A 19116-nucleotide genomic window follows, 5' to 3' on the forward strand; every position below is an offset into this window, starting at 1 on the left:
CCTGACCCCCGGCGGTTTAAAGCATTAACGTAGCGGGGGCCTGACCCCCGGTGCTTTAAAGTGGTAACGCACCGGGGGTCAGGCCCCATTTTTGTCATTTATTATATTTTTTCAGGTTTAAGATGTGTGTTGTTTTTATAGGTTTGTTTTTGCCATAGAAGGGTGATTGAGAATGTAATTGCCAGAAGCACCAAGCCTAAGACAAAAGGATACGTAATTTTTATATCATAGAGCATCCCAGCAAGGGTTGGTCCTAACACGTTTCCGATACTCATATATGCATTGTTCATTCCCATTGCAAAGCCTTGTTGATCACCTGCTAATTTCGAAATAAGGGTGTTCAACACTGGGCGAAGAATGGATGTTGCTAGGAAGATAATTAGAGAAATTACAAAGAACATTCCGTAGCTATTAGCAAATAAAGATAGGAAGAAACCAAAAGCAGCAACTGCAATAAACATATTAAGTACCTTTACTTCTCCAAAAGAACGAACGATGCGGTCAACGACAAATAGTTGGACGATTACACTTACGATACCAGTCGATGTAACCATGAAGGCAATATCTTGTGGAGTTGCTCCAAATTGATTGTCTACAAATAATCCTAGGACAGATTCATATGCCATTAGCCCGAAACTCATAACCAAGGTGATAATGAGAGGAATAAAAAATGGCATTTTTACTGATTGAATTAGTTTTTTAAACATTGGTTCATCTGCATGTGGCATAGCAAAGGCTTGAGCATTTTGTGTTCTTTCTGTTTCTTTTAAAACCAACATAGAGAATACCACTGATACAAGTGAAACAATCGCAGAGATTAGGAAAGGAAATTTTAATCCGAAATCTGCTAAAAAGCCACCGATACCTGGTCCTACTACTATCCCTAGTGACATGGAAGCGGAAACCCAGCTATTACCTTTGGCACGTTGTTCAAGAGTAGTGATATCTGCTACATATGCAAAAATTGCAGGGATGAGTAACGCCGCTCCTATTCCACCGATTACGCGAGAAGCATACAACAACCAAATAGAATCAACCGCGTAGAATACGAACATGGAAAGGGTTAACCCGGCTAATCCGTAAATGATCATTTTTCGACGGCCATACTGATCGGCCCATTTACCAGCTATAGGTGAAAAGATAAACTGTGCTCCAGCAAAAATGGCAATCATTAAGCCCGCCGCTGTTCCACCTTGGTTAATAGAAACTAAGTATGCAGGTAAAATTGGAATAATGATCCCGAAACTACCAATCGCTATAAACATATTGATCATAAGAATGATCATCTTTTTTCGTTGATCTGCTGTCATCTTGGCAGCCTCTCTTTCTATATAAATTGTAACAATAATTCAATTAAGAACTAATAAACATTATTATATGGTCATAAAAATGTCAATGAAAATGAACTTACAAAATTTTACACAGTTGAATGTTGTACGCTTTGAAATAGTAAAGCATTAGTGCGTTGGGGGTCAGTCCCCCGTTGCTTTAAAGGAGTGGGGGACTGACCCCCAACCCTTTAAAGTAGGAAAGTGTGATCACCATAGGTCATTAAATGCATTTCGAGGGTGAAAATGTGTTATAATATTCTGAAAAAAAGGAGGGGATGTTTTGGGAGAATTAGAAGTTGTTAAAGCAATACAGGATGATTATCCTGAGGAATTTGCATGGTGTTACGGCTGTGGACGAATGAATGAAGATGGTCACAAGTTTCGTACAGGGTGGCTTGATGAGAGAACAGTAACCGTTTACAAACCAAAACCGGAACATATGGCCATTCCAGGATTTGTTTACGGGGGACTGCTTGCTTCCTTGATTGATTGCCACGGTACAGGTTCAGCAGCACTTGCCTTACATAGGAAAAATGGACATGAAGTCGGTGATGGGGCAGAACCACCACGCTTTGTCACAGGTTCACTGCACGTCGACTTTCTAAAACCAACTCCAGAAGGTATACCCTTAAAAGCAGTGGGAACGATTCATGAAATTCACCCGAAAAAGTGGAGAGTTGAAACAGAAGTGTTTGCTGGGGACACTCTTTGTGCAAAAGGAGAAGTAATTGCAGTTGTAATGCCAAGCACATTTGCAGTTAAATAAAGAAGTGGACCTGGCCTCCCAGTACTAGTACTTTATCACTTTAACGTACTGGGGGTCAGGCCCCATAAGACATATTTTATTTTCGAATCACACCGTGAGGTAAAATAGCATGTACACCTTTAACTCCATTAACGACTTGAGTGACTCTTAAATCCACAGCAACACTAGATAGAGCAGTAGCTTCTACTTTTGTAATACCATAAAACTCACTCATAAGTTTTACCATTTCATCTAGAGCAACTGCTGTTGCTTCATTTAAATCCTCGTTAAACCCAAAAGTAACCCAGCCAGACGGGGTATTGGCTCTAGGCATTTCAAGTTTCATATCCTCATGGACGATTAAAGTAAGATCAACAAAATCCATTGCACACTCAATGGCAGTACCTGAACTTTCGCCATCTCCTTGTAAGGCATGCCCATCCCCGAAGGAAAATAAAGCACCTTCAACTGAAATAGGTAAAAATAGGCTACTTCCTCGTACTAATTCCTTGCAGTCGATATTCCCTCCACAATAACGTGGTGGTGGAGTTGGAAGAGTTCCTGACTCTGCTGGTGCTACACCTAATAAGCCCATAAATGGAGAGAGTCCTACATGAAATTTTGTGTCTCCGATTCGGCAGCTACCAGACATGGTTGTTGTATCAAGCTCCCAATCCACTTCTAGCTTTTCTTCATTGGTGATTCCTAACTTTTCGTTTTGCCAATTTTTAATTCCGCCTGCCCAGTTACGACCATACCACCCTGGAACGATTTCATTTAAGCGAACTTCTAGGACCATACCAGGTTTAGCACCTTTTACAAAAACAGGTCCAACCATTGGGTGGCCAGGTTTTTCTTCGTTCACCCCTGAACGATAGATTTCTCTTTCCACCGTCTTAGAAGGTGAGTAACCCCACTGGATATCAGGTGTGGTTGCTTGGATCGTATCGCCAGAATCAACCGTTAGTATCGGTTGATACTCATTATTAAACGTTCCATGTAAATTCCTAGATTCAAGATTAATCTTATGTATCATACTACTTCACTCCCCAAGAAATATATTACTAGTATATACCAAGAATGTGTCGGGTGGGGCCTGACCCCCGGCGCGTTAATGTGATAAAGTGAGGGGATATTTAAAAAGACCGCTAATTTTAGCGGCCTCGGTTTAATTATTTTTTATTTTTTTGTGGAAGGCGTTTGCTAGGGTTACCATTTCCTTGGCGCCTTCTGTTTGCATCGTCTTTTTGTTTATTTTCACGTAGTCTTTCGACGTATTCTGATGTAGATTCCATTTCCATAAGAATATTCCTCCTTTTAAACGTACGTACTATTAATTTATCCAATATTGAATCTTGGCATACTTAGAGGGATAAATTTTAATTCAATTTCTACAAAGCTAATTCGAAATTGATATGATGGACATAGGAAATAGTCAGTTAGGATGCTTATGGGGAAATTACCATTTTGTATGTTCCAAAAAATAATATAGCCGGTTCTCAGTAGCAGGAAGGTGAAGTAATAATGAAAATAGTTATAGCTCCAGATTCGTTTAAAGGAAGTCTGTCAGCAATAGAGGTTTGCCAGTTTATGAAGGAGGGTGTTCTTCAAGCAATCCCACATGCAAATGTGACAGAGATGCCTATGGCTGATGGTGGAGAAGGAACACTTGAATGTTTAATTAATGGCACAAATGGAACCTTCTTCGAAGAGGTTGTGAAGGGGCCGTTGGGTCAGCCAGTTCAGGCAAAATGGGGGATATTAGGTGGTGGCTCTAAGACTGCTGTAATTGAAATGGCACAGGCATCCGGGCTAACCTTGATTTCGAAAAAAGAGCGTAATCCTAGGCGCACCAATACATATGGAACTGGTCAATTAATCAAATGTGCTTTAGACAAGGGCTGCACTCGAATTATTATAGGTCTAGGTGGGAGTGCAACGAATGATGGTGGCATGGGAATGGCCGCTGCACTCGGGGTTAGATTTTATAATAAAAATGGTGAGAGTCTACCATTAGGTGGGATTACCCTTGCGGAATTAGATGTGGTAGATGTAGATGAATTAGATCCAAGGGTGAAAAATTTAGAGTTCATCATTGCCTCAGATGTAACAAATCCACTCTGTGGGCCAACTGGAGCTTCCACTATCTTTGGGCCTCAGAAAGGTGCTTCTTCAAAGGATGCAAAGGAACTTGACGATGCACTAAGAAATTTTGCAGAAAAGGTTCACGAAAGCGTAGGTAAGGATATTTTACACATTCCTGGAAGCGGTGCTGCAGGTGGACTAGGTGGCGGCTTAATAGCTTTTTTAAATGCTAAAGTCTCATCTGGCATTGAAATTATTATGAATACATTAGGATTCGAAGAGTATATAAAGGATGCGGACCTTGTCTTGACAGGAGAAGGTAGGACAGATGAACAAACGATTTATGGAAAGGTGCCTGTAGGTGTGGCCCGGGTTGCTAAGAAGTACAATGTGCCAGCAATTTGCATATCTGGTAGCTTAGGCGAAGGGACCGATCAATTATATGAACAGGGAATTACTGCTGTTTTTAGTATTATTGATGCACCGAATTCGTTAGAGGAGATTTTTTCAAAAACGGGAAGTTTGTTAAAAAGTGCCACAAGCAATGTAATTAGATTGGTAGGGCTGAACGAACGAGACAGGTAATCCTGTCTTTTTAGTTTGACAGTGTTTTGTATTTCGTGATATATTTATCTCGAATTAAAGATATTTTAAATAAAGGTAATTATCAACCCAATAAACTGGGCATGAATAGATGTAAAATAAATCTAACTGGAGGAATTTCTATGAACGGATTAAAAGGAATACACCATGTAACTGCGATAACAAGTAGTGCTGAGAAGAACTATGAATTTTTCACCTATGTATTAGGTATGAGGTTAGTTAAAAAAACAGTGAATCAAGACGACATTCAAACCTATCATTTATTTTTTGCAGATGATAAAGGAAACCCTGGTACTGATATGACTTTCTTTGATTTTCCTGGGATTCAAAAAGGGTCACATGGAACGAATGAGATTTCAAAGACTTCTTTCCGTGTACCGAGTGATGCAGCAATCTATTACTGGGAAAAGCGTTTTGACCGTCTTGAGGTTAAACATACTGGTGTGGAAGAGCAGTTTGGTAAAAAGACGATCACATTTGTTGATTTTGATGACCAGCAATATCAATTGATTTCGGATGAAAATGATAACGGAGTTGAATCTGGAACACCGTGGGAAAAGGGGCCGATCCCTCTAGAATATGCGATTACTGGACTTGGGCCACTATTTATTCGAATTGCAAACTTTGACTATTTTAAAGAAATGATGGAAAAGGTGTTGCAGTTTAAGGAGATTGGTCAAGAAGGTGACTTTCATTTGTTTGAGGTAGGCGAAGGTGGAAATGGCGCACAGGTTGTTGTGGAGGAAAACTCAACACTTCCTCAAAGCTACCAAGGCTTTGGTACCGTTCACCATGCAGCATTCCGAGTAGAAGATCGTTCTGTGATAGACGAGTGGGATCAACGCTTGCGTAGCTTTGGTTTTCAAACATCAGGTTTCGTAGACCGTTATTTCTTCGGGTCATTGTACGCGCGAGTAGCTCCGCAAATACTATTTGAATTTGCAACAGATGGGCCAGGGTTCATGGGGGATGAGCCATATGAAACGCTTGGAGAAAAGCTTTCGCTACCTCCATTCCTAGAGCCGAAACGTGAGCAAATTGAAAAGCTCGTGCGTCCGATTGATACAGTGCGAAGTACGATAGAATTTACAAAAGAATAATTATGTCTTTTGGGGCCTGACCCCCGGTGCGCTAATGCTTTAAAGCGCCGGGGGTCAGGCCCCCAATTTTATAGTTCTGTTGTTGAGAGGATGAGGTCTGTGTGGATGTGTTTGGATTTTAGTGCTTTTTGTAGTGTTTCTAGTGATAGGTAATCGATTTTAAGTAATTGTCCATCTTTATTAAACAGATAGACATAAAAGTTTGTATCAAGCTTGTTTAAGAATAGGTGTAAATTCGTTCCTGCTTTTTGAAGGTAGATGCTATCAAATTCGATGATACCAAGGAGATGTTTGCTATTTTTTATGGTATGCTCCATTCCCTCAAGAACTAATGCTTCATAGCCTTCTACGTCAATTTTAAAGAGAATTCGTTCTTTCTTCAGATTTGCTTCTTTTAAGAGGGAGTCCACAGTGATGGTTGGAACCACCTTTTTTTCAACTTTTTCAAAATTAAATGCATTACCTGATGATGTGCCGGACCAGTTTTTATCAATGTAAAAGGGGTGTGTTTGTTGTTCACGGTTGGTAGCAAATGCGTGTATGATGTTAAATTGTGACTTATTTGGATGATTCTCTAATGACTTGTCTATATAGTTTAACAGTTGTTCATTCGCTTCAATTCCATATATTTTTGTTGATTTTGGATATTTCACTGTAAACAGATATTCGCCGTAATTGACGCCAACATCAAGAACGATGGTGGGAGAAAAAGAATGGACAGAACTTACCCAAAACCTGGCCAAGCCCTCCTGAATCAGTCCATTACGAATGAGAAGCGCTCTTCCTCGGTTTTCTTCAGGGTTGATATGCAAATCAAAGGATGAAGGTAGCTTAATAGAAGAAGGTAACTTTTCAAAATGGATCGTTTTATATTTTATGAAGAGGCCTACATTTACGAGATGTTTCCATATTTTTGGGTACTTCGACCATACTTTAGTAACAATAGGCATTTCAACTAAGTTTCTATATAAATTACTCATATCCAAACCTCCTTATCCAAGTGTCTACCTCTATCATAATGGGTGAATATGAATTCTACGTTAAGCTAATTTAAATTTTCAAACGTGTAAAACAATGCAGTTACGCGCACTAAATGTTTATTGTTAATTTTCACTTAAACTCCTTTACTCTTCTCAAAAGAACTTTTACATAAGCTTCATACTCACATCACAAATGCTCGTTACAATAAAGGTAACTAAACGATAAGGAGTTACTAGAATGATAACGAAATGGGTCAATCATTTGCATCAATGGGAATGTGGTTTGTTTCTTACATTAAACAGTCGTTTTGATCGTCAACATCTTAATTTATTTTTTCGCCAAATCACTCATCTAGGTGGTGCTAGATTTACGATTATTATCACGATAGCCATTATTCTCATTTCATTTATGCCTTTGAAAATGTGGGCAATTGAAAGTGCCATCGCTCTTGCCACAAGCCATATGTTAGTGAGTATCATTAAGAAACTATATCCGAGGTCTCGTCCTTATCTATCTGTTTCACATGCTAAAGTGGTGGATAACCCTTTAAAAGATCACTCTTTTCCATCAGGACATACGACAGCCATTTTTTCACTAATTACTCCTTATGTCATTCATTTCCCAATCTTAGCAATCTTTCTATGTCCACTTGCCTTACTTGTGGGGGCTTCCCGTGTGTTCTTAGGACTACATTATCCCTCAGATGTATTGGTAGGCTCAATAATAGGAACCGTATTTGGTATTTTAGTAGTCTTTCTTTTATAAAAATTGCTAAAAAATCATAGGAGGGAATTTGATGAAAATTGCTATTTTTACTGATACTTTTACTCCTCAAGTGAATGGTGTAGCCCGTACCTTTCAGCGGTTTGTTGACTACCTGGATCAAAATAAAATTGAGTACCGCTTGTTCGTTCCAGAAGCTGAAGAAGAGGATCTCTATTCAAATCAAATCTTCAGGTTTAGTAGTCTTCCTTTTTTCCTATACCCAGAATGTAGATTGGCCCTCCCAAATGTTTTTCATATAAAAAAAGAATTAGAGCAATTTCAACCCGATCTTATTCACATTGCCACACCATTTAATATGGGATTAACTGGATTGTTTTTAGGGAAAAAGCTAAACATTCCGATTGTAGGCTCCTACCATACTCATTTTGATCGTTACTTAAAATACTATGATTTACAATTTCTTTCTAAATGGCTTTGGAGGTATATGAATTGGTTTCATCGTTCTTTTCAAAAAACATTTGTGCCTTCATTTGAAACGAAGGCTGATGTTGAGCTGAATGGTTTTTCAACCGTACATATTTGGAGTAGGGGTGTTGATTGTGAAAAGTTTAATCCTTCCTACTCATGTCTTGGTGTTCGAGAAAAGTATGAGATAAAAGCTCCCTACATCGTTAGTTACGTTGGTCGATTAGCACCCGAAAAAGACATAGATGTATTAATGAATGCTGCAGAGCATTTACCGTTAGTGGCACAAAATAAAATCCATTGGCTCATAGCTGGAGACGGCCCATTGTATGAAGAGTTACAAAAATCAAAACCACCTAATATGACTTTCACGGGCTATTTAAAGGGAGATGAGTTGGCTGAAGTTTATTCAGTCTCAGATTTATTTGTGTTCCCATCAAGCACAGAAACGTTTGGAAATGTGGTGTTAGAAGCACATGCAAGTGGAACGGCAGTTGTTGGGGCAAGGGCAGGTGGTGTTCAAGAAATTATTCAACATAACAAGACCGGTTTATTATGTGAGCCAGGCAATGTTGAGGAATTCTCCATTGCTATTAGTAAGCTAATTATGGACCCCACTCGAATGAAAGAGATGGGACTAAACGCAAGAAAGTATGCTAAAACACAGTCATGGGATTCAATTTTCACAAATTTGTTATTTCACTATGAGGAAGTTATCAACCCAAAACACGAGGTAACGAAGAGCAGAGTTATTAATCTGTGAGTGGAGGTGAGAGAGCATATGAGAAAAATTGCGATCGTTGGAACAGGCTACGTGGGCTTAGTAACCGGAGTGTGTTTAGCCGAGATAGGGCATCAGGTTACATGTATTGATAATAATGTTGATAAAATTGCAACATTACTAGATGGAAAATCACCGATTTATGAACCAGGTTTAGAAAAATTGATTCATAGAAATATGGCTGAAAAACGTTTGGAGTTTACAACGAATCACCGTGAGGCATTTTTTAAGGTGGAAGTAATTTACCTTGCAGTTGGAACTCCACAAAATAGAGACGGATCCGCCAATTTGGATTGCATTTTTCAAGCTGCCCGGGAAATAAGTGAACATGTCTCGGGTGAAATCGTTGTAGTTGTAAAAAGTACGGTACCAGTTGGAACGAATGATAAAATTAAACAAAGTATTGAGGAAAATGCACTGAGTCCATTGAAGGTGGATGTCGTGTCAAACCCTGAATTTTTAAGGGAAGGTCATGCAATCTATGATACATTTCACGGAGATAGAATAGTAATCGGTTCATCAAGTAAGAGAGCTGCTGCAATCATCGCAGAAATCAATGAACCTTTTAACATACCAATCATTCATACTGATGTGAGAAGTGCGGAAATGATTAAATATGCATCGAATGCTTTTCTCGCCACAAAAATTAGTTTTATTAATGAGATTTCAACCATTTGTGAAAAAGTTGGGGCAAATATCGAGGATGTAGCTTATGGAATGGGGCAGGACTCTAGGATAGGCTCACAATTTTTAAAAGCGGGAATAGGCTACGGTGGATCTTGTTTTCCAAAGGACACAAAGGCGCTGGTCCAAATTGCAGGAAATGTAAAGCATACATTTGATCTATTAGAGTCTGTCATTCGAATCAACAACCACCAACAGTTAAAGCTTGTTGAAAAAGCATTACTCCGATTTGGAAGTTTAAAAGGGATGAGGGTGGCAATACTTGGTTTAGCTTTTAAACCAAACACGGATGATGTGCGTGAGGCGGCATCAATTGTTTTGGTGGAACGCCTTCTTGAAGAGGGGGGACGGATTACAGTTTATGATCCTGTTGCGATGGATAATGCTAGAAAAATATTGATGAATGAAGTGAATTATGCAGATAGTTTAAGAGAGGCTTTGTATCAAGCAGATATGGCATTGATTGTGACCGAGTGGGATGAAATTAAGGAGTTCCCTCTTGAAGAGTTTGAAAAGTTAATGGCTACTCCCATTATTTTTGATGGTCGTAATTGTTATCGTCTTGAAGATATCGAACAATACGCAATTGAATATCATTCAATTGGTCGTGCAATGATAAAGGCCACGCAACTAACATCGTAAAGTGTTAGCTGCGAGGCCTTTTTAAATACTTCTATTTAACATCAGTGGATTTAATAAGTTTGATGGAAGCCGCTAATTCCCTTGCATCTTCCATATCATTTACCATGTTTCCATTTTTAATATCCATTTTAGACTTATTATTATTTTCTTTTTCACGGTTCTTTTTCGCTAATGGTGACTCTAGTTTTTTCTTATCAAGGTAATCATCGATCTGACCAGAGCCCAATCCCTCATTAATCATCTCATCAATTTGTTTTTTCTTCTCTGTCATGATCCTATCACTCTCCTTACTATAATAGATACCCGAATTACCGAAAGCTAAACATAATTTTGTATTTTGTGTCTTTTGGGGCCAGACCCCCGGCGCGTTAAAGCTTTAAAGTGACGGGGGTCAGGCCCCCGGTGCGTTAATGCGTTACTATGGTGGGGGTCAGGCCCCATGTTTTTGTGATAGAATAATAGGTAGAGTTTTGTTAATGGATGGTGTACGTATGCAGGAGAAGAGGAAGTTAAAAGAGGTAGATTTATATAAGCCGGTACAGCAGTACTTTTCGAAGGAAGGGTATGATGTGTATGGTGAGGTGAAGGATTGTGATATCGTTGCTGAAAAAGGGGAGGACTTGGTCGTTATCGAGTTGAAGCTAACCCTTAGTGTTGATCTACTTGTACAGGCTGCGAAACGTCAGAAGTTAACGGACCAAGTGTATATCGCGATTCCAAAGCCGAAGTACCGAATTCCAAGTAAGCGTTGGACAGATTTGTGTCATTTAATCCGAAGATTGGAATTGGGCTTAATCGTCGTATCTTTTACTGGAAATCGTAAGAAGACAGAGATTATTATACATCCAACTCCATTTGACCGTCCAAAGAGCATGAGGCAGAATAGGAAAAAAAGAGAATCAATCGTTAAAGAAATCAGTGGGAGAAGTGCTGATTATAATATAGGTGGCAGTACAAAAACAAAAATCATGACAGCATATAAAGAAAACTGCATTCAAATCGCAAGTTATCTTGACCACTTTGGCCAATTAGCCCCAAAAGATTTGGTCAAAATGGGAACTGGAGATAAGACCTCGTCTATTTTAACGAAAAATTATTATGGGTGGTTTGACCGAATAAAAAGAGGGATATATCAAATTAGTGATAAAGGAAAGCTAGAGCTAAAGGAATTTCCTGACCTTGTTACGTACTATCTTGAAAAATTGGACAAGGAAAAATAAAGGAAAAATCGAGTTCCTTCCCGAATTAAATGGTATTAATTTAAAGGGGAAGTTGTAATGAACAAAAGACACGAGATTTTATTCAACCAATTAGAAACTTACCGGAGCTATGTAGTAGGGGTAGCAGGAACTGTAACTGCCGAACAAGCAGAGATAATCCCTAACGGCTTCAAAAACAATGTAAGATGGAACCTTGGTCACATTTATCTTGATCAATTTTTATGGATTCAAGCAGTGACAAAAGAAAAAGCTCCTGTTCCGGAACTGTTTAATGGCTGGTTTGGATATGGAACATCTCCAGATAATTTTACAGACGAAACACCTTCATTCGAAGAATTACTAGAGTTGTTGAAAGGTCAGCCTACTCAAATAAAACAATTATATGGTGAAAAACTCGAAGAAGAATTCGCTCCAACGGAAATGGGAATGCACACGATAGAACAAGTGTTAACCCGTACAATCTTCCATGAAGGGATGCATTTACAGACCATCCTTGACCTGAAAAAACTATTGTAATGATTGGGGCCTGACCCTCAGTGTGTTAACGCTTTAACGCACCGGGGGTCAGGCCCCATTTATTTTAGAAGAGAGTATACATTGGTATCGTGTGGCATTCCATTTTGATACATATAGTTTCGGAGAATGCCTTCTTTTTCAAAGCCAAGCTTTAGTAATAGTTCATTTGAAGCTTTATTGTCAATGAAAACGATAGCACCGATACGAGTCAATTCTAATTCAGTAAAACCGTATGAGATTACTTTTGAAACCACCTCAGTAGCGTAGCCTTTACGCCAGTGGTCAGGATGCAGTTCGTAGCCAATTTCTGCTCGTTTGTGCTTTGAAGACCAAGCGTTAAAGCCGATGGTTCCTATGAGTGTACTTGTTCCTTTTATTTGTATTCCCCATCGAATTCCACGATTCTCTTTGTAGTTCTTATCGAAAAATTCAACGAACTGGTGCGCTTGTTCTTTAGTAGTTAATGGTTCTTGCCCATAATACCGCGTAACTTCTTCATTAGAAAAGCAGTCAAAGATATTTTCGGCATCTTCCTGTTTTATCTCTCTTAGTTCTAGTCTCTCCGTTTCTAAAATAGGAAACATTTTGACACTCCCTTTAATCGCTTGATAGTACTATTGTTCAAGAAATGTAGATTAAATTCCTTTTTATTATTGGGAGAAAAATACATGAACTAAATAAAATAAAGTGTTATTGTAGTTAATAGTGAGGTCGGGAAGGAGGAACTAAAGTAAATGGATATCATCTTCATCATTTTATTTTTACTGGGAAGTTATTACTTATTACACTATCGTTTAAATTTAAGAAAAGCAGCGGAAACTTCAAAGAATGCACTGTATCCCATAACGGAGGATGAGTTTAGTAGCATCCTTTTGCCGAATGAGTATAAGGAAATGGAACCTTTGACGAAAGGAACAAAATCATATCAATATGTAAAGTGGGGGACATGGGTAGCCCTTTTCCTATTGGTAGTTTTATTATGGCTAGTCTTAACAACAGACTGGTTTGAATCATCTGCATTTACTGTTGTGTATTTATTTATAGCTATTATTACAGCAATCAGGCATAGGGGGAATCTATTTATCCTTCCAAAAGGCTTGATCTTAAATGGAAAATACTACTCTACGAATCAAATAAAGTACTTTGAAACAGAGCAAATTATTAAATGGCATGAGCTATATGGGCTCCATTCAAGAATTAACAACGCCTATAAACTATCATTTAAAGTAAGGAATAACTTTTTTCAGCCTGGTTTCGTCGTTATTGAGGATAAGATTCACCTCGAACGTATAGCCACATTACTTAAAGAGCTTGATATTCCTGAAAAAACAAACATACAAAAAGGGCCTGACACCTCTTTGCGTTAACACTTTAACGGACTGGGGGTCAGGCCCCACAAGACATATTTACATCATATTTTCAACTTGACCGTTTTGTTTATTGACGATGTACCAGCCGATGGTTGCTGTGTGGCTTTCTTTTTCGGTTGTGACGATATCATATACATGTATCACGTAATTACCTTCTTGATCATGATGGTCAAACTCTACAATTGTTGATGAGTCGGTACTTATATCGAGTTGTTGTCTGACTATTGATACGGCAATCTCTTTTGTTATAGCCTCTTGATTTTTCTCGTTTTCATGATCAAGGTGTTCAATATCAATTGAATCGACGATCCACTTTTTCTCAGTAAAAGATAGGTTGAAAATCATATTTACATAACCTAGGAGTTCATTGTTTCTTTCTTGAATGAGTCTATAATTCCTTTCATCTACATTAACAAGGGAATATTCTTTGTCTTGAACAAACCAGGTTGGTGAATCCATTGCTTTTAAAATAATCTTACCATTCTCTTCTCTAAAGTAAGTCTCCGCATACCACTCTGCTAATTCTTTAGACATGGTTGACTGAAAGTGGACCATTACCTCGTCTATTGAAGAGAAGTTTAATAACCTACCTTTTTTATCCCTTTTTTCAACAAGTTTCATAAAAGACTCTTTATAATTGCTCATAATTTGTTCTGCGTCTGGATTAGGAACTGTATTATTTGTTTCCTCATCTTGAATTTCTTGGATATCTCTTTCTTCTTCTATATTATTATCCTGCTTAGATGTTGCGCTTTCCTCACTATTGGAACAGGAAGTAAGCAAGATAGAAGTGAGAACAAGTACAATTGGTTTACGCATAATGTAGCTCCTTTCCTGATGGGCTATTACTACATTACCACTTTTTAATGATTGTAAACTAAAATGATTGTCTGCATCTGTGTTAGATATTGAACTATAAACAAAAAGCTAGAACTCATTGATTCATTGAGTTCTAGCTTTTTAGTTTTAATTGAGTTTCAAGTTTTGAAAAAATAAAATGTGTCACAGTTGATGCATAAGGTGCAACTGTATTGATAAATTCCTCAGCCTTTGAAAAATTTTCGAATTGAAGTTTAACCATATAACAGGCATTGCCCGCGATACGGTAACAGAACTCTACGTTAGGAAGCTTCTCAATTAGCTTTTTAAAAGATTGATAGTCACCATTTTTCACTGTAGCCTCTACAATGCATTCAATGGGATAACCTACCTTTTCATAGTCAATTTCAAGTGTGTATCTTTTTATGATACCAAATGACTCCATTTGTCTAACTCTTTCAGTAACAGAAGGGGAGGATAGATTAATTCTTCTACCAAGCTCACTCATCGACAATCGGCTATTTTCTTTTAATTCATCAATTATTTTACGATCAATTTCATCTATTTTCATTTTTAAAGTAAATCTCCTTATTGGATTAAATTTTACTATTATTATTTAGTAAAATGTTATGTATTTAATGTGAAATGTAATTGGAAATCTTTATCCTTAATATACAAGGAGGAGATATTTATGGCAATTATTTCTGAATCAAAAATAGGAGAAACTCCATTTCAAAAACTAATAGGGCATAACAAACATCTAATGGAAGCATGGGCAGGGTTAGGGAGTGTGCTAGAAAAAGAGGGTCTCTTAACAGCAAAGTTAAAAGAGCAAGTGAGAAGAACACTTGCACAGAAAAATGGATGTGAATATTGTAAAGCAAAAGGTAAACCTAAAGCTGAAACGTTTGATGAAAAAACCTCTATTGCAGTGGGATTTTCAGAAGTCTTTTTATCTTATCCAAATGGGAATATACCGGACTATGCTTTCAATATTTTAAAAGAGCAATTTTCTGAACCTGAAATTAGTGAATTATGTGCATTTATCTGTTTCACTATCGCCCAACAATACTTTGGGGCAATGATGAAACTACTACCAGAATGAAAAGCTTTTACACTTTAAACGAGTGGGGGCCTGACCCCCGGTGCGTTAACGCTTTACCGTGATCGGGGTCAGGCCCCAATCTCAGTTAGAAAAGATTTCATGAATATTACCATCGGGATCAGCAAAGAAGGCAGTCGTTTGGCCCCATGGCATGGCACTTGGAGCTTTCACAGGTGTAGCTCCTTTTGAAACAATTTCTTCAAATGTCTTTTGAACATCTGCTGGAGAGTCACAAGGGAAAGCAAGTTCAAATGCTTGTCCATTTTTCTCGTCCTGATAAGATGGATGGCCACCTGTTACTTGAGTCATAATCTCTCTATTGCATATAGCAAACCGAGCACCCTCAGACTCAAATTCAACATAATTATCCATATCACTTTTTATCTCAAAACCAAGAACATCTTTGTAGAAGTTTTTCATCGTAGGTACATCTTTTGTTAAGATTGTGATTAATGCAATTTGAGCTTTCATTACTATCACTCCAAATCGATTATTTAAATGATTTACATTTACATAATAACCTAAAATTTCCACTAGCTTCAATTTAAATTTTGGGGCCTGACCCCCGGTGCGTTAAAGCTTTAACGCGGTGGGGGTCAGGTCCCGTTCGTCATATTTGCAGGATTTGGGATGTTTTAGGAGAATAAGAGAAGAGTGTTATTTTTAGGAGTTAGGTGGTTTTATGGGAAATACGATTGATCAAGAGGTAGCAGTTGCAAAGGCAATTGAATATATGAAAGAGAATTTAGATAAGGACATCACTTCAGAAGAGTTGGCGAGACGGGTGGGGTATAGCCCCTTTCATTTTTCAAGGATATTTAAGGAGATTACAGGTGTGTCCCCACGACATTTTTTGTCGGCATTGCGGATTGAATCAGGGAAGAGAGTCCTGGTAAATTCATCTTCATCATCTGTCTTAAAAGCACTCCTAACAGTGGGTTTTAAGAGTTTGGGAACATTTAGTAGTAAGTTTAAACATTTTGTAGGTTTGTCCCCAAAGCAATTTCAATTGAGCACAGAGGAGTTAACTGATTTTATTAATCACTTTGGTAAGTCACAGACTGCTTCGCATCTAGAAGTAGGTAAGCCTCCAATGTTGACTTGCAAACTCGAGGTGCCGGTAAATTTTAAGGGTGTCATTTTTGTCGGACTTTTTCCAAGACCCATTCCTGACCAAAAGCCCATTGTAGGGACTGCTTTTACCCAGCAACAAACGAGCTGTACATTTTCAGAGATTCCGCCTGGAAGTTATTTTTTGTTAGTAACAGCTATAAAAATAAGCTTGAACCCTAGAGATTATTTTTTACTTGATACGGCACTCAGAGGAAAGTATGACAAGATGATTGAGGTCAGGGAAGATACTCGGTTGGAATTAAAGCTTACATTACGAGAACCGGTGCCTTCAGATCCGCCAATATTAATTAATCTGCCGAAGTTATTACTTGAAAAAGAAAGAAATAAAGCAAACTAGAAGAATTTTTAGGATTCAATGATTGATAAACTAAAGCTATGAAAAAAGGAGATGAATATATGATAAACAGTGTGTGTGTATTAACCATTAAAGTCGACAATATTCAGGCAGCCATCGATTTTTATACAAATGTATTGGATTTCAACGTTTCAAAGTATTATGGGGAGAAGATTGTTAGTTTACAACATGAAGCGGTTCCGATTGTTTTAGAGGAGACCGAGCACCAACTTTTAGGAAATAGACAGGGTGTGTTACTTGGCCTACTTTCACAAGATATTGAACAAGATTTTTCACAGTTAAAGGCAAAAGGAGTTAAGGTTCTTTTTGATGAGCCGAAACCGTGTCCACCGGGGCGATATTTTGTCATTGAGGATCCTTCGAGGAACGAAATCGAACTAGTACAATTTTTATAAGGGTGAATTAATATGATATATGAAATGACTGTTCAAGTCCGTGTTTCATCGATGGTTGAGGGGCAAAAGTGGTATCAAACTCTGTTAAATAGAGAGCCTGATTTTGTTCCACATGATGGGTTTGCAGAATGGGAGCTTATCCCGGGTTGCTGGTTACAGGTTGCAGAGGGGACTCCTTTAGAGGGAAGTGGACCTATACGGCTAGGTGTAAATAGCATAGAATCCGAGCGCGATAGATTAGTGAAAGAGCTTGAATTAGAGAAGTTTCAAATTCATGGTCGAGAAGAAGTTCCAGTAAGATGGGCCACTTTTACAGATCCATGGGGGAACCGGATTGGATTCTTTGAATATGTTGACCTTGTGGAAATGGAAGAAAGAGTGAGTCGGATTGAAAATGTAATGAAATAAGCGTGGTGCTTCAATGGGAGGCTATATCTCCTTATATTCATAGCTAAGTATCCGTAGGTGTTTGGTAAGGTAGGAGCATTTTCACCAATCATTGCTTTTGCAAAAAATGACTACATGGACTTTTTAAAAAATATATCAAGAACGAGGATCGTATACTAAACGGTCCTCGTTCTTATATTTGTTTACAAAGAAAAAATAGATTGCCAATTACGAAATAGCATGTTATTGTATCAAATGTAACTATTCAAATCGTAAGTATTACGGTTTACGAATTGTGAAATTACATAGTCATTACGAGTATTTCTAGATTTATTTTAGTTTTTAAATCGTAATAATTTCGTTTTAAGAGGAGTTTTTATATTATGAAAAAAGTACCTGTAACAGTGTTGAGTGGATATTTAGGGTCTGGCAAAACGACTTTGCTAAATCATATTTTACAAAACAGAGAAGACAAAAAAGTAGCCGTTATCGTGAATGATATGAGTGAAATTAATATTGATGCATCACTCGTGAAGCAAGGTGGATTTTCACGTACGGAAGAAAAACTTGTTGAAATGCAGAATGGATGTATTTGTTGTACGTTAAGAGAAGACTTAATTAAAGAGGTAGAAAAGCTTGCAAAATTAGGTGATATTGATTATATCGTCATTGAATCTACAGGTATTAGTGAGCCTGTTCCAGTAGCTCAAACGTTTACGTATGTTGATGAAAATCTTGGGATTGATTTGTCAGAGTTTTGTCGTCTAGATACGATGGTAACCGTTGTGGATGCGAATCGTTTTTGGCATGATTTTGCCTCAGGAGAAACTTTGTTAGACAGAAAGGAAGCAACCGATGAAACGGATACTAGAGAAGTCGTTGACCTCTTAATTGATCAGATTGAGTTTGCCAATGTGATTTTGTTAAATAAAATCGATTTAGTTGCAGTCGAGGATGTTGCTGAATTAAAGGCTGTTATTCAAAAGCTTAACCCGGATGCTAAAATCATTGAAACTGATCACTCTCGATTGGCTCTAGGGGAAGTTCTAGATACAAAGATGTTTGATTTTGATAGAGCTAGCCAAAGTGCGGGATGGATTAAGGAGTTAAACCATGAACATATTCCAGAAACAGAGGAGTATGGAATTTCGTCGTTTGTTTACCGGAGAAGGAAGCCATTTCATCCTGAGCGCCTAATGAATTGGCTGGAGAATTGGCCTGTTGATGTTGTAAGGGCGAAGGGGTTTATGTGGGTTGCAACCAGAAATAATATTGCGGGACTACTATCACAGGCAGGACCTTCCATTATGCTACAAGGAGCAGGTGAATGGGTGGCTGCCTACCCAGAGCATGAAATACAGCAAATCTTAGCAGATGAGCCTGAATTGAAAGAAAAATGGGACGATGTTTATGGAGACCGGATGAACGAGTTGGTCATGATAGGCATTGACATGAACCAAGAAGAAATTGAAAAATCCTTAGATACCTGTCTTCTAACTACAGAGGAACTTAAGTTAGATTGGCAATCCTTTCACGATCCTCTACCGTCTTATAATGTGACAGAATAATGTCTTTTGGGGCCTGACCCCCGGCGCGTTAAAGCTTTAACGCAGCGGGGGTCAGGCCCCTTTTTTTATTTACATTTATTTATTTAAACTCTACTTACTAGATT

The 19116-nt window shown here is 38.1% G+C and carries 23 protein-coding genes; 14 read left to right on the top strand and 9 right to left on the bottom strand.

Going from position 1 to position 19116, the window contains the following annotated elements; translation table 11 throughout:
• Positions 1–101: 101 nt before the first annotated feature.
• Positions 102–1310, bottom strand: coding sequence for an MFS transporter (locus J2Z26_RS03950; protein ID WP_193535100.1), 1209 nt, complete (start codon positions 1308–1310; stop codon positions 102–104).
• Between the two features lie 301 nt (positions 1311–1611).
• On the opposite strand from J2Z26_RS03950, the gene J2Z26_RS03955 reads away from it, so the two are divergent.
• The gene (locus tag J2Z26_RS03955) at positions 1612–2097 is read left to right on the top strand and encodes a PaaI family thioesterase (protein WP_227413645.1); all 486 of its coding nucleotides are present in this window, start codon (positions 1612–1614) and stop codon (positions 2095–2097) included.
• Between the two features lie 76 nt (positions 2098–2173).
• On the opposite strand, the gene J2Z26_RS03960 is transcribed toward J2Z26_RS03955, so the two are convergent.
• Together J2Z26_RS03960 and J2Z26_RS03965 are read right to left on the bottom strand one after the other, a co-directional pair.
• Positions 2174–3112: an acetamidase/formamidase family protein gene (locus J2Z26_RS03960; protein WP_193535101.1), complete on the bottom strand. Its 939-nt coding sequence runs from the start codon at positions 3110–3112 to the stop codon at positions 2174–2176.
• Between the two features lie 136 nt (positions 3113–3248).
• A complete protein-coding gene (locus J2Z26_RS03965) occupies positions 3249–3377 on the bottom strand; it encodes a DUF4023 domain-containing protein (protein WP_227413646.1) in 129 nt (42 codons plus the stop codon).
• A 223-nt stretch (positions 3378–3600) separates the two neighbouring features.
• Between J2Z26_RS03965 and J2Z26_RS03970 the strand changes: the two genes are divergently transcribed.
• Complete coding sequence (locus tag J2Z26_RS03970; protein ID WP_193535102.1) at positions 3601–4746, top strand: glycerate kinase; 1146 nt, start codon at positions 3601–3603, stop codon at positions 4744–4746.
• 140 nt (positions 4747–4886) lie between these two features.
• Positions 4887–5864, top strand: coding sequence for a ring-cleaving dioxygenase (locus tag J2Z26_RS03975; RefSeq protein ID WP_193535103.1), 978 nt, complete (start codon positions 4887–4889; stop codon positions 5862–5864).
• A 68-nt stretch (positions 5865–5932) separates the two neighbouring features.
• Here the strand turns inward: J2Z26_RS03975 and J2Z26_RS03980 are convergent, their stop codons facing one another.
• Entirely contained in the window at positions 5933–6844 is a 912-nt protein-coding gene (locus tag J2Z26_RS03980; protein WP_193535104.1) for an FkbM family methyltransferase, read from the bottom strand.
• Positions 6845–7082: 238 nt separating this feature from the next.
• Between J2Z26_RS03980 and J2Z26_RS03985 the strand changes: the two genes are divergently transcribed.
• From J2Z26_RS03985 to J2Z26_RS03995, 3 genes are read left to right on the top strand one after another with little or no spacing between them, the layout of a single operon-like run.
• The gene (locus tag J2Z26_RS03985; protein WP_193535105.1) at positions 7083–7610 is read left to right on the top strand and encodes a phosphatase PAP2 family protein; all 528 of its coding nucleotides are present in this window, start codon (positions 7083–7085) and stop codon (positions 7608–7610) included.
• A 31-nt stretch (positions 7611–7641) separates the two neighbouring features.
• Positions 7642–8799 (top strand): glycosyltransferase family 4 protein, encoded by a 1158-nt coding sequence (locus J2Z26_RS03990; protein WP_193535106.1) that lies wholly within the window; start codon positions 7642–7644, stop codon positions 8797–8799.
• 18 nt (positions 8800–8817) lie between these two features.
• Positions 8818–10143 carry a UDP-glucose dehydrogenase family protein gene (locus J2Z26_RS03995; RefSeq protein WP_193535107.1) on the top strand — a complete coding sequence of 442 codons (1326 nt, stop codon included), beginning with the start codon at positions 8818–8820 and terminating at the stop codon, positions 10141–10143.
• Between the two features lie 31 nt (positions 10144–10174).
• On the opposite strand, the gene J2Z26_RS04000 is transcribed toward J2Z26_RS03995, so the two are convergent.
• Positions 10175–10414: a hypothetical protein gene (locus J2Z26_RS04000; protein WP_193535108.1), complete on the bottom strand. Its 240-nt coding sequence runs from the start codon at positions 10412–10414 to the stop codon at positions 10175–10177.
• A gap of 205 nt (positions 10415–10619) precedes the next feature.
• Here J2Z26_RS04000 and J2Z26_RS04005 point away from each other — a divergent pair, with 205 nt between their 5' ends.
• A complete protein-coding gene (locus tag J2Z26_RS04005; RefSeq protein ID WP_227413647.1) occupies positions 10620–11363 on the top strand; it encodes a DUF2161 domain-containing phosphodiesterase in 744 nt (247 codons plus the stop codon).
• Positions 11364–11420: 57 nt separating this feature from the next.
• Positions 11421–11879, top strand: coding sequence for a DinB family protein (locus J2Z26_RS04010; RefSeq protein ID WP_193535109.1), 459 nt, complete (start codon positions 11421–11423; stop codon positions 11877–11879).
• A gap of 59 nt (positions 11880–11938) precedes the next feature.
• Here the strand turns inward: J2Z26_RS04010 and J2Z26_RS04015 are convergent, their stop codons facing one another.
• Positions 11939–12463 (bottom strand): GNAT family N-acetyltransferase, encoded by a 525-nt coding sequence (locus tag J2Z26_RS04015; RefSeq protein ID WP_193535110.1) that lies wholly within the window; start codon positions 12461–12463, stop codon positions 11939–11941.
• 150 nt (positions 12464–12613) lie between these two features.
• On the opposite strand from J2Z26_RS04015, the gene J2Z26_RS04020 reads away from it, so the two are divergent.
• Complete coding sequence (locus J2Z26_RS04020; RefSeq protein WP_193535111.1) at positions 12614–13246, top strand: hypothetical protein; 633 nt, start codon at positions 12614–12616, stop codon at positions 13244–13246.
• A gap of 39 nt (positions 13247–13285) precedes the next feature.
• On the opposite strand, the gene J2Z26_RS04025 is transcribed toward J2Z26_RS04020, so the two are convergent.
• Together J2Z26_RS04025 and J2Z26_RS04030 are read right to left on the bottom strand one after the other, a co-directional pair.
• Positions 13286–14068, bottom strand: a complete 783-nt coding sequence (locus J2Z26_RS04025; RefSeq protein WP_193535112.1) for a hypothetical protein — start codon at positions 14066–14068, stop codon at positions 13286–13288.
• Between the two features lie 133 nt (positions 14069–14201).
• Complete coding sequence (locus J2Z26_RS04030; RefSeq protein ID WP_193535113.1) at positions 14202–14639, bottom strand: Lrp/AsnC family transcriptional regulator; 438 nt, start codon at positions 14637–14639, stop codon at positions 14202–14204.
• A gap of 120 nt (positions 14640–14759) precedes the next feature.
• Here J2Z26_RS04030 and J2Z26_RS04035 point away from each other — a divergent pair, with 120 nt between their 5' ends.
• Complete coding sequence (locus J2Z26_RS04035) at positions 14760–15173, top strand: carboxymuconolactone decarboxylase family protein (protein WP_193535114.1); 414 nt, start codon at positions 14760–14762, stop codon at positions 15171–15173.
• An 81-nt stretch (positions 15174–15254) separates the two neighbouring features.
• Here J2Z26_RS04035 and J2Z26_RS04040 read toward each other — a convergent pair whose 3' ends face one another.
• On the bottom strand, positions 15255–15644 hold the full coding sequence (locus tag J2Z26_RS04040) for a VOC family protein (protein ID WP_193535126.1): 390 nt from the start codon (positions 15642–15644) through the stop codon (positions 15255–15257).
• A gap of 211 nt (positions 15645–15855) precedes the next feature.
• Here J2Z26_RS04040 and J2Z26_RS04045 point away from each other — a divergent pair, with 211 nt between their 5' ends.
• From J2Z26_RS04045 to J2Z26_RS04060, 4 genes are all read left to right on the top strand, one after another.
• On the top strand, positions 15856–16644 hold the full coding sequence (locus tag J2Z26_RS04045) for a helix-turn-helix domain-containing protein (RefSeq protein WP_193535115.1): 789 nt from the start codon (positions 15856–15858) through the stop codon (positions 16642–16644).
• A gap of 59 nt (positions 16645–16703) precedes the next feature.
• Entirely contained in the window at positions 16704–17057 is a 354-nt protein-coding gene (locus J2Z26_RS04050) for a VOC family protein (protein WP_193535116.1), read from the top strand.
• Positions 17058–17069: 12 nt separating this feature from the next.
• Positions 17070–17465 (top strand): VOC family protein, encoded by a 396-nt coding sequence (locus tag J2Z26_RS04055; RefSeq protein ID WP_193535117.1) that lies wholly within the window; start codon positions 17070–17072, stop codon positions 17463–17465.
• 362 nt (positions 17466–17827) lie between these two features.
• Positions 17828–19012 carry a GTP-binding protein gene (locus J2Z26_RS04060; protein ID WP_193535118.1) on the top strand — a complete coding sequence of 395 codons (1185 nt, stop codon included), beginning with the start codon at positions 17828–17830 and terminating at the stop codon, positions 19010–19012.
• Positions 19013–19116 lie beyond the last annotated feature (104 nt).

Origin of the sequence: Cytobacillus luteolus (assembly GCF_017873715.1) — a bacterium.
Taxonomy (GTDB): Bacteria; Bacillota; Bacilli; order Bacillales; family Bacillaceae_L; genus Bacillus_BV; species Bacillus_BV luteola.

Bases quoted from the DNA above. Each gene is read 5' to 3' on its own strand.
- J2Z26_RS03975 (WP_193535103.1), top strand. From the start codon at position 4,887: ATGAACGGATTAAAAGGAATACACCATGTAACTGCGATAACAAGTAGT.
- J2Z26_RS03985 (WP_193535105.1), top strand. From the start codon at position 7,083: ATGATAACGAAATGGGTCAATCATTTGCATCAATGGGAATGTGGTTTG.
- J2Z26_RS03960 (WP_193535101.1), bottom strand. From the start codon at position 3,112: ATGATACATAAGATTAATCTTGAATCTAGGAATTTACATGGAACGTTT.
- J2Z26_RS04055 (WP_193535117.1), top strand. From the start codon at position 17,070: ATGATATATGAAATGACTGTTCAAGTCCGTGTTTCATCGATGGTTGAG.
- J2Z26_RS04000 (WP_193535108.1), bottom strand. From the start codon at position 10,414: ATGACAGAGAAGAAAAAACAAATTGATGAGATGATTAATGAGGGATTG.
- J2Z26_RS04005 (WP_227413647.1), top strand. From the start codon at position 10,620: ATGGATGGTGTACGTATGCAGGAGAAGAGGAAGTTAAAAGAGGTAGAT.
- J2Z26_RS04060 (WP_193535118.1), top strand. From the start codon at position 17,828: ATGAAAAAAGTACCTGTAACAGTGTTGAGTGGATATTTAGGGTCTGGC.
- J2Z26_RS03965 (WP_227413646.1), bottom strand. From the start codon at position 3,377: ATGGAAATGGAATCTACATCAGAATACGTCGAAAGACTACGTGAAAAT.
- J2Z26_RS04020 (WP_193535111.1), top strand. From the start codon at position 12,614: ATGGATATCATCTTCATCATTTTATTTTTACTGGGAAGTTATTACTTA.
- J2Z26_RS03990 (WP_193535106.1), top strand. From the start codon at position 7,642: ATGAAAATTGCTATTTTTACTGATACTTTTACTCCTCAAGTGAATGGT.
- J2Z26_RS03970 (WP_193535102.1), top strand. From the start codon at position 3,601: ATGAAAATAGTTATAGCTCCAGATTCGTTTAAAGGAAGTCTGTCAGCA.
- J2Z26_RS03980 (WP_193535104.1), bottom strand. From the start codon at position 6,844: ATGAGTAATTTATATAGAAACTTAGTTGAAATGCCTATTGTTACTAAA.
- J2Z26_RS04030 (WP_193535113.1), bottom strand. From the start codon at position 14,639: ATGAAAATAGATGAAATTGATCGTAAAATAATTGATGAATTAAAAGAA.
- J2Z26_RS04050 (WP_193535116.1), top strand. From the start codon at position 16,704: ATGATAAACAGTGTGTGTGTATTAACCATTAAAGTCGACAATATTCAG.
- J2Z26_RS03995 (WP_193535107.1), top strand. From the start codon at position 8,818: ATGAGAAAAATTGCGATCGTTGGAACAGGCTACGTGGGCTTAGTAACC.
- J2Z26_RS04035 (WP_193535114.1), top strand. From the start codon at position 14,760: ATGGCAATTATTTCTGAATCAAAAATAGGAGAAACTCCATTTCAAAAA.
- J2Z26_RS04040 (WP_193535126.1), bottom strand. From the start codon at position 15,644: ATGAAAGCTCAAATTGCATTAATCACAATCTTAACAAAAGATGTACCT.
- J2Z26_RS04015 (WP_193535110.1), bottom strand. From the start codon at position 12,463: ATGTTTCCTATTTTAGAAACGGAGAGACTAGAACTAAGAGAGATAAAA.
- J2Z26_RS04045 (WP_193535115.1), top strand. From the start codon at position 15,856: ATGGGAAATACGATTGATCAAGAGGTAGCAGTTGCAAAGGCAATTGAA.
- J2Z26_RS04025 (WP_193535112.1), bottom strand. From the start codon at position 14,068: ATGCGTAAACCAATTGTACTTGTTCTCACTTCTATCTTGCTTACTTCC.
- J2Z26_RS03950 (WP_193535100.1), bottom strand. From the start codon at position 1,310: ATGACAGCAGATCAACGAAAAAAGATGATCATTCTTATGATCAATATG.
- J2Z26_RS04010 (WP_193535109.1), top strand. From the start codon at position 11,421: ATGAACAAAAGACACGAGATTTTATTCAACCAATTAGAAACTTACCGG.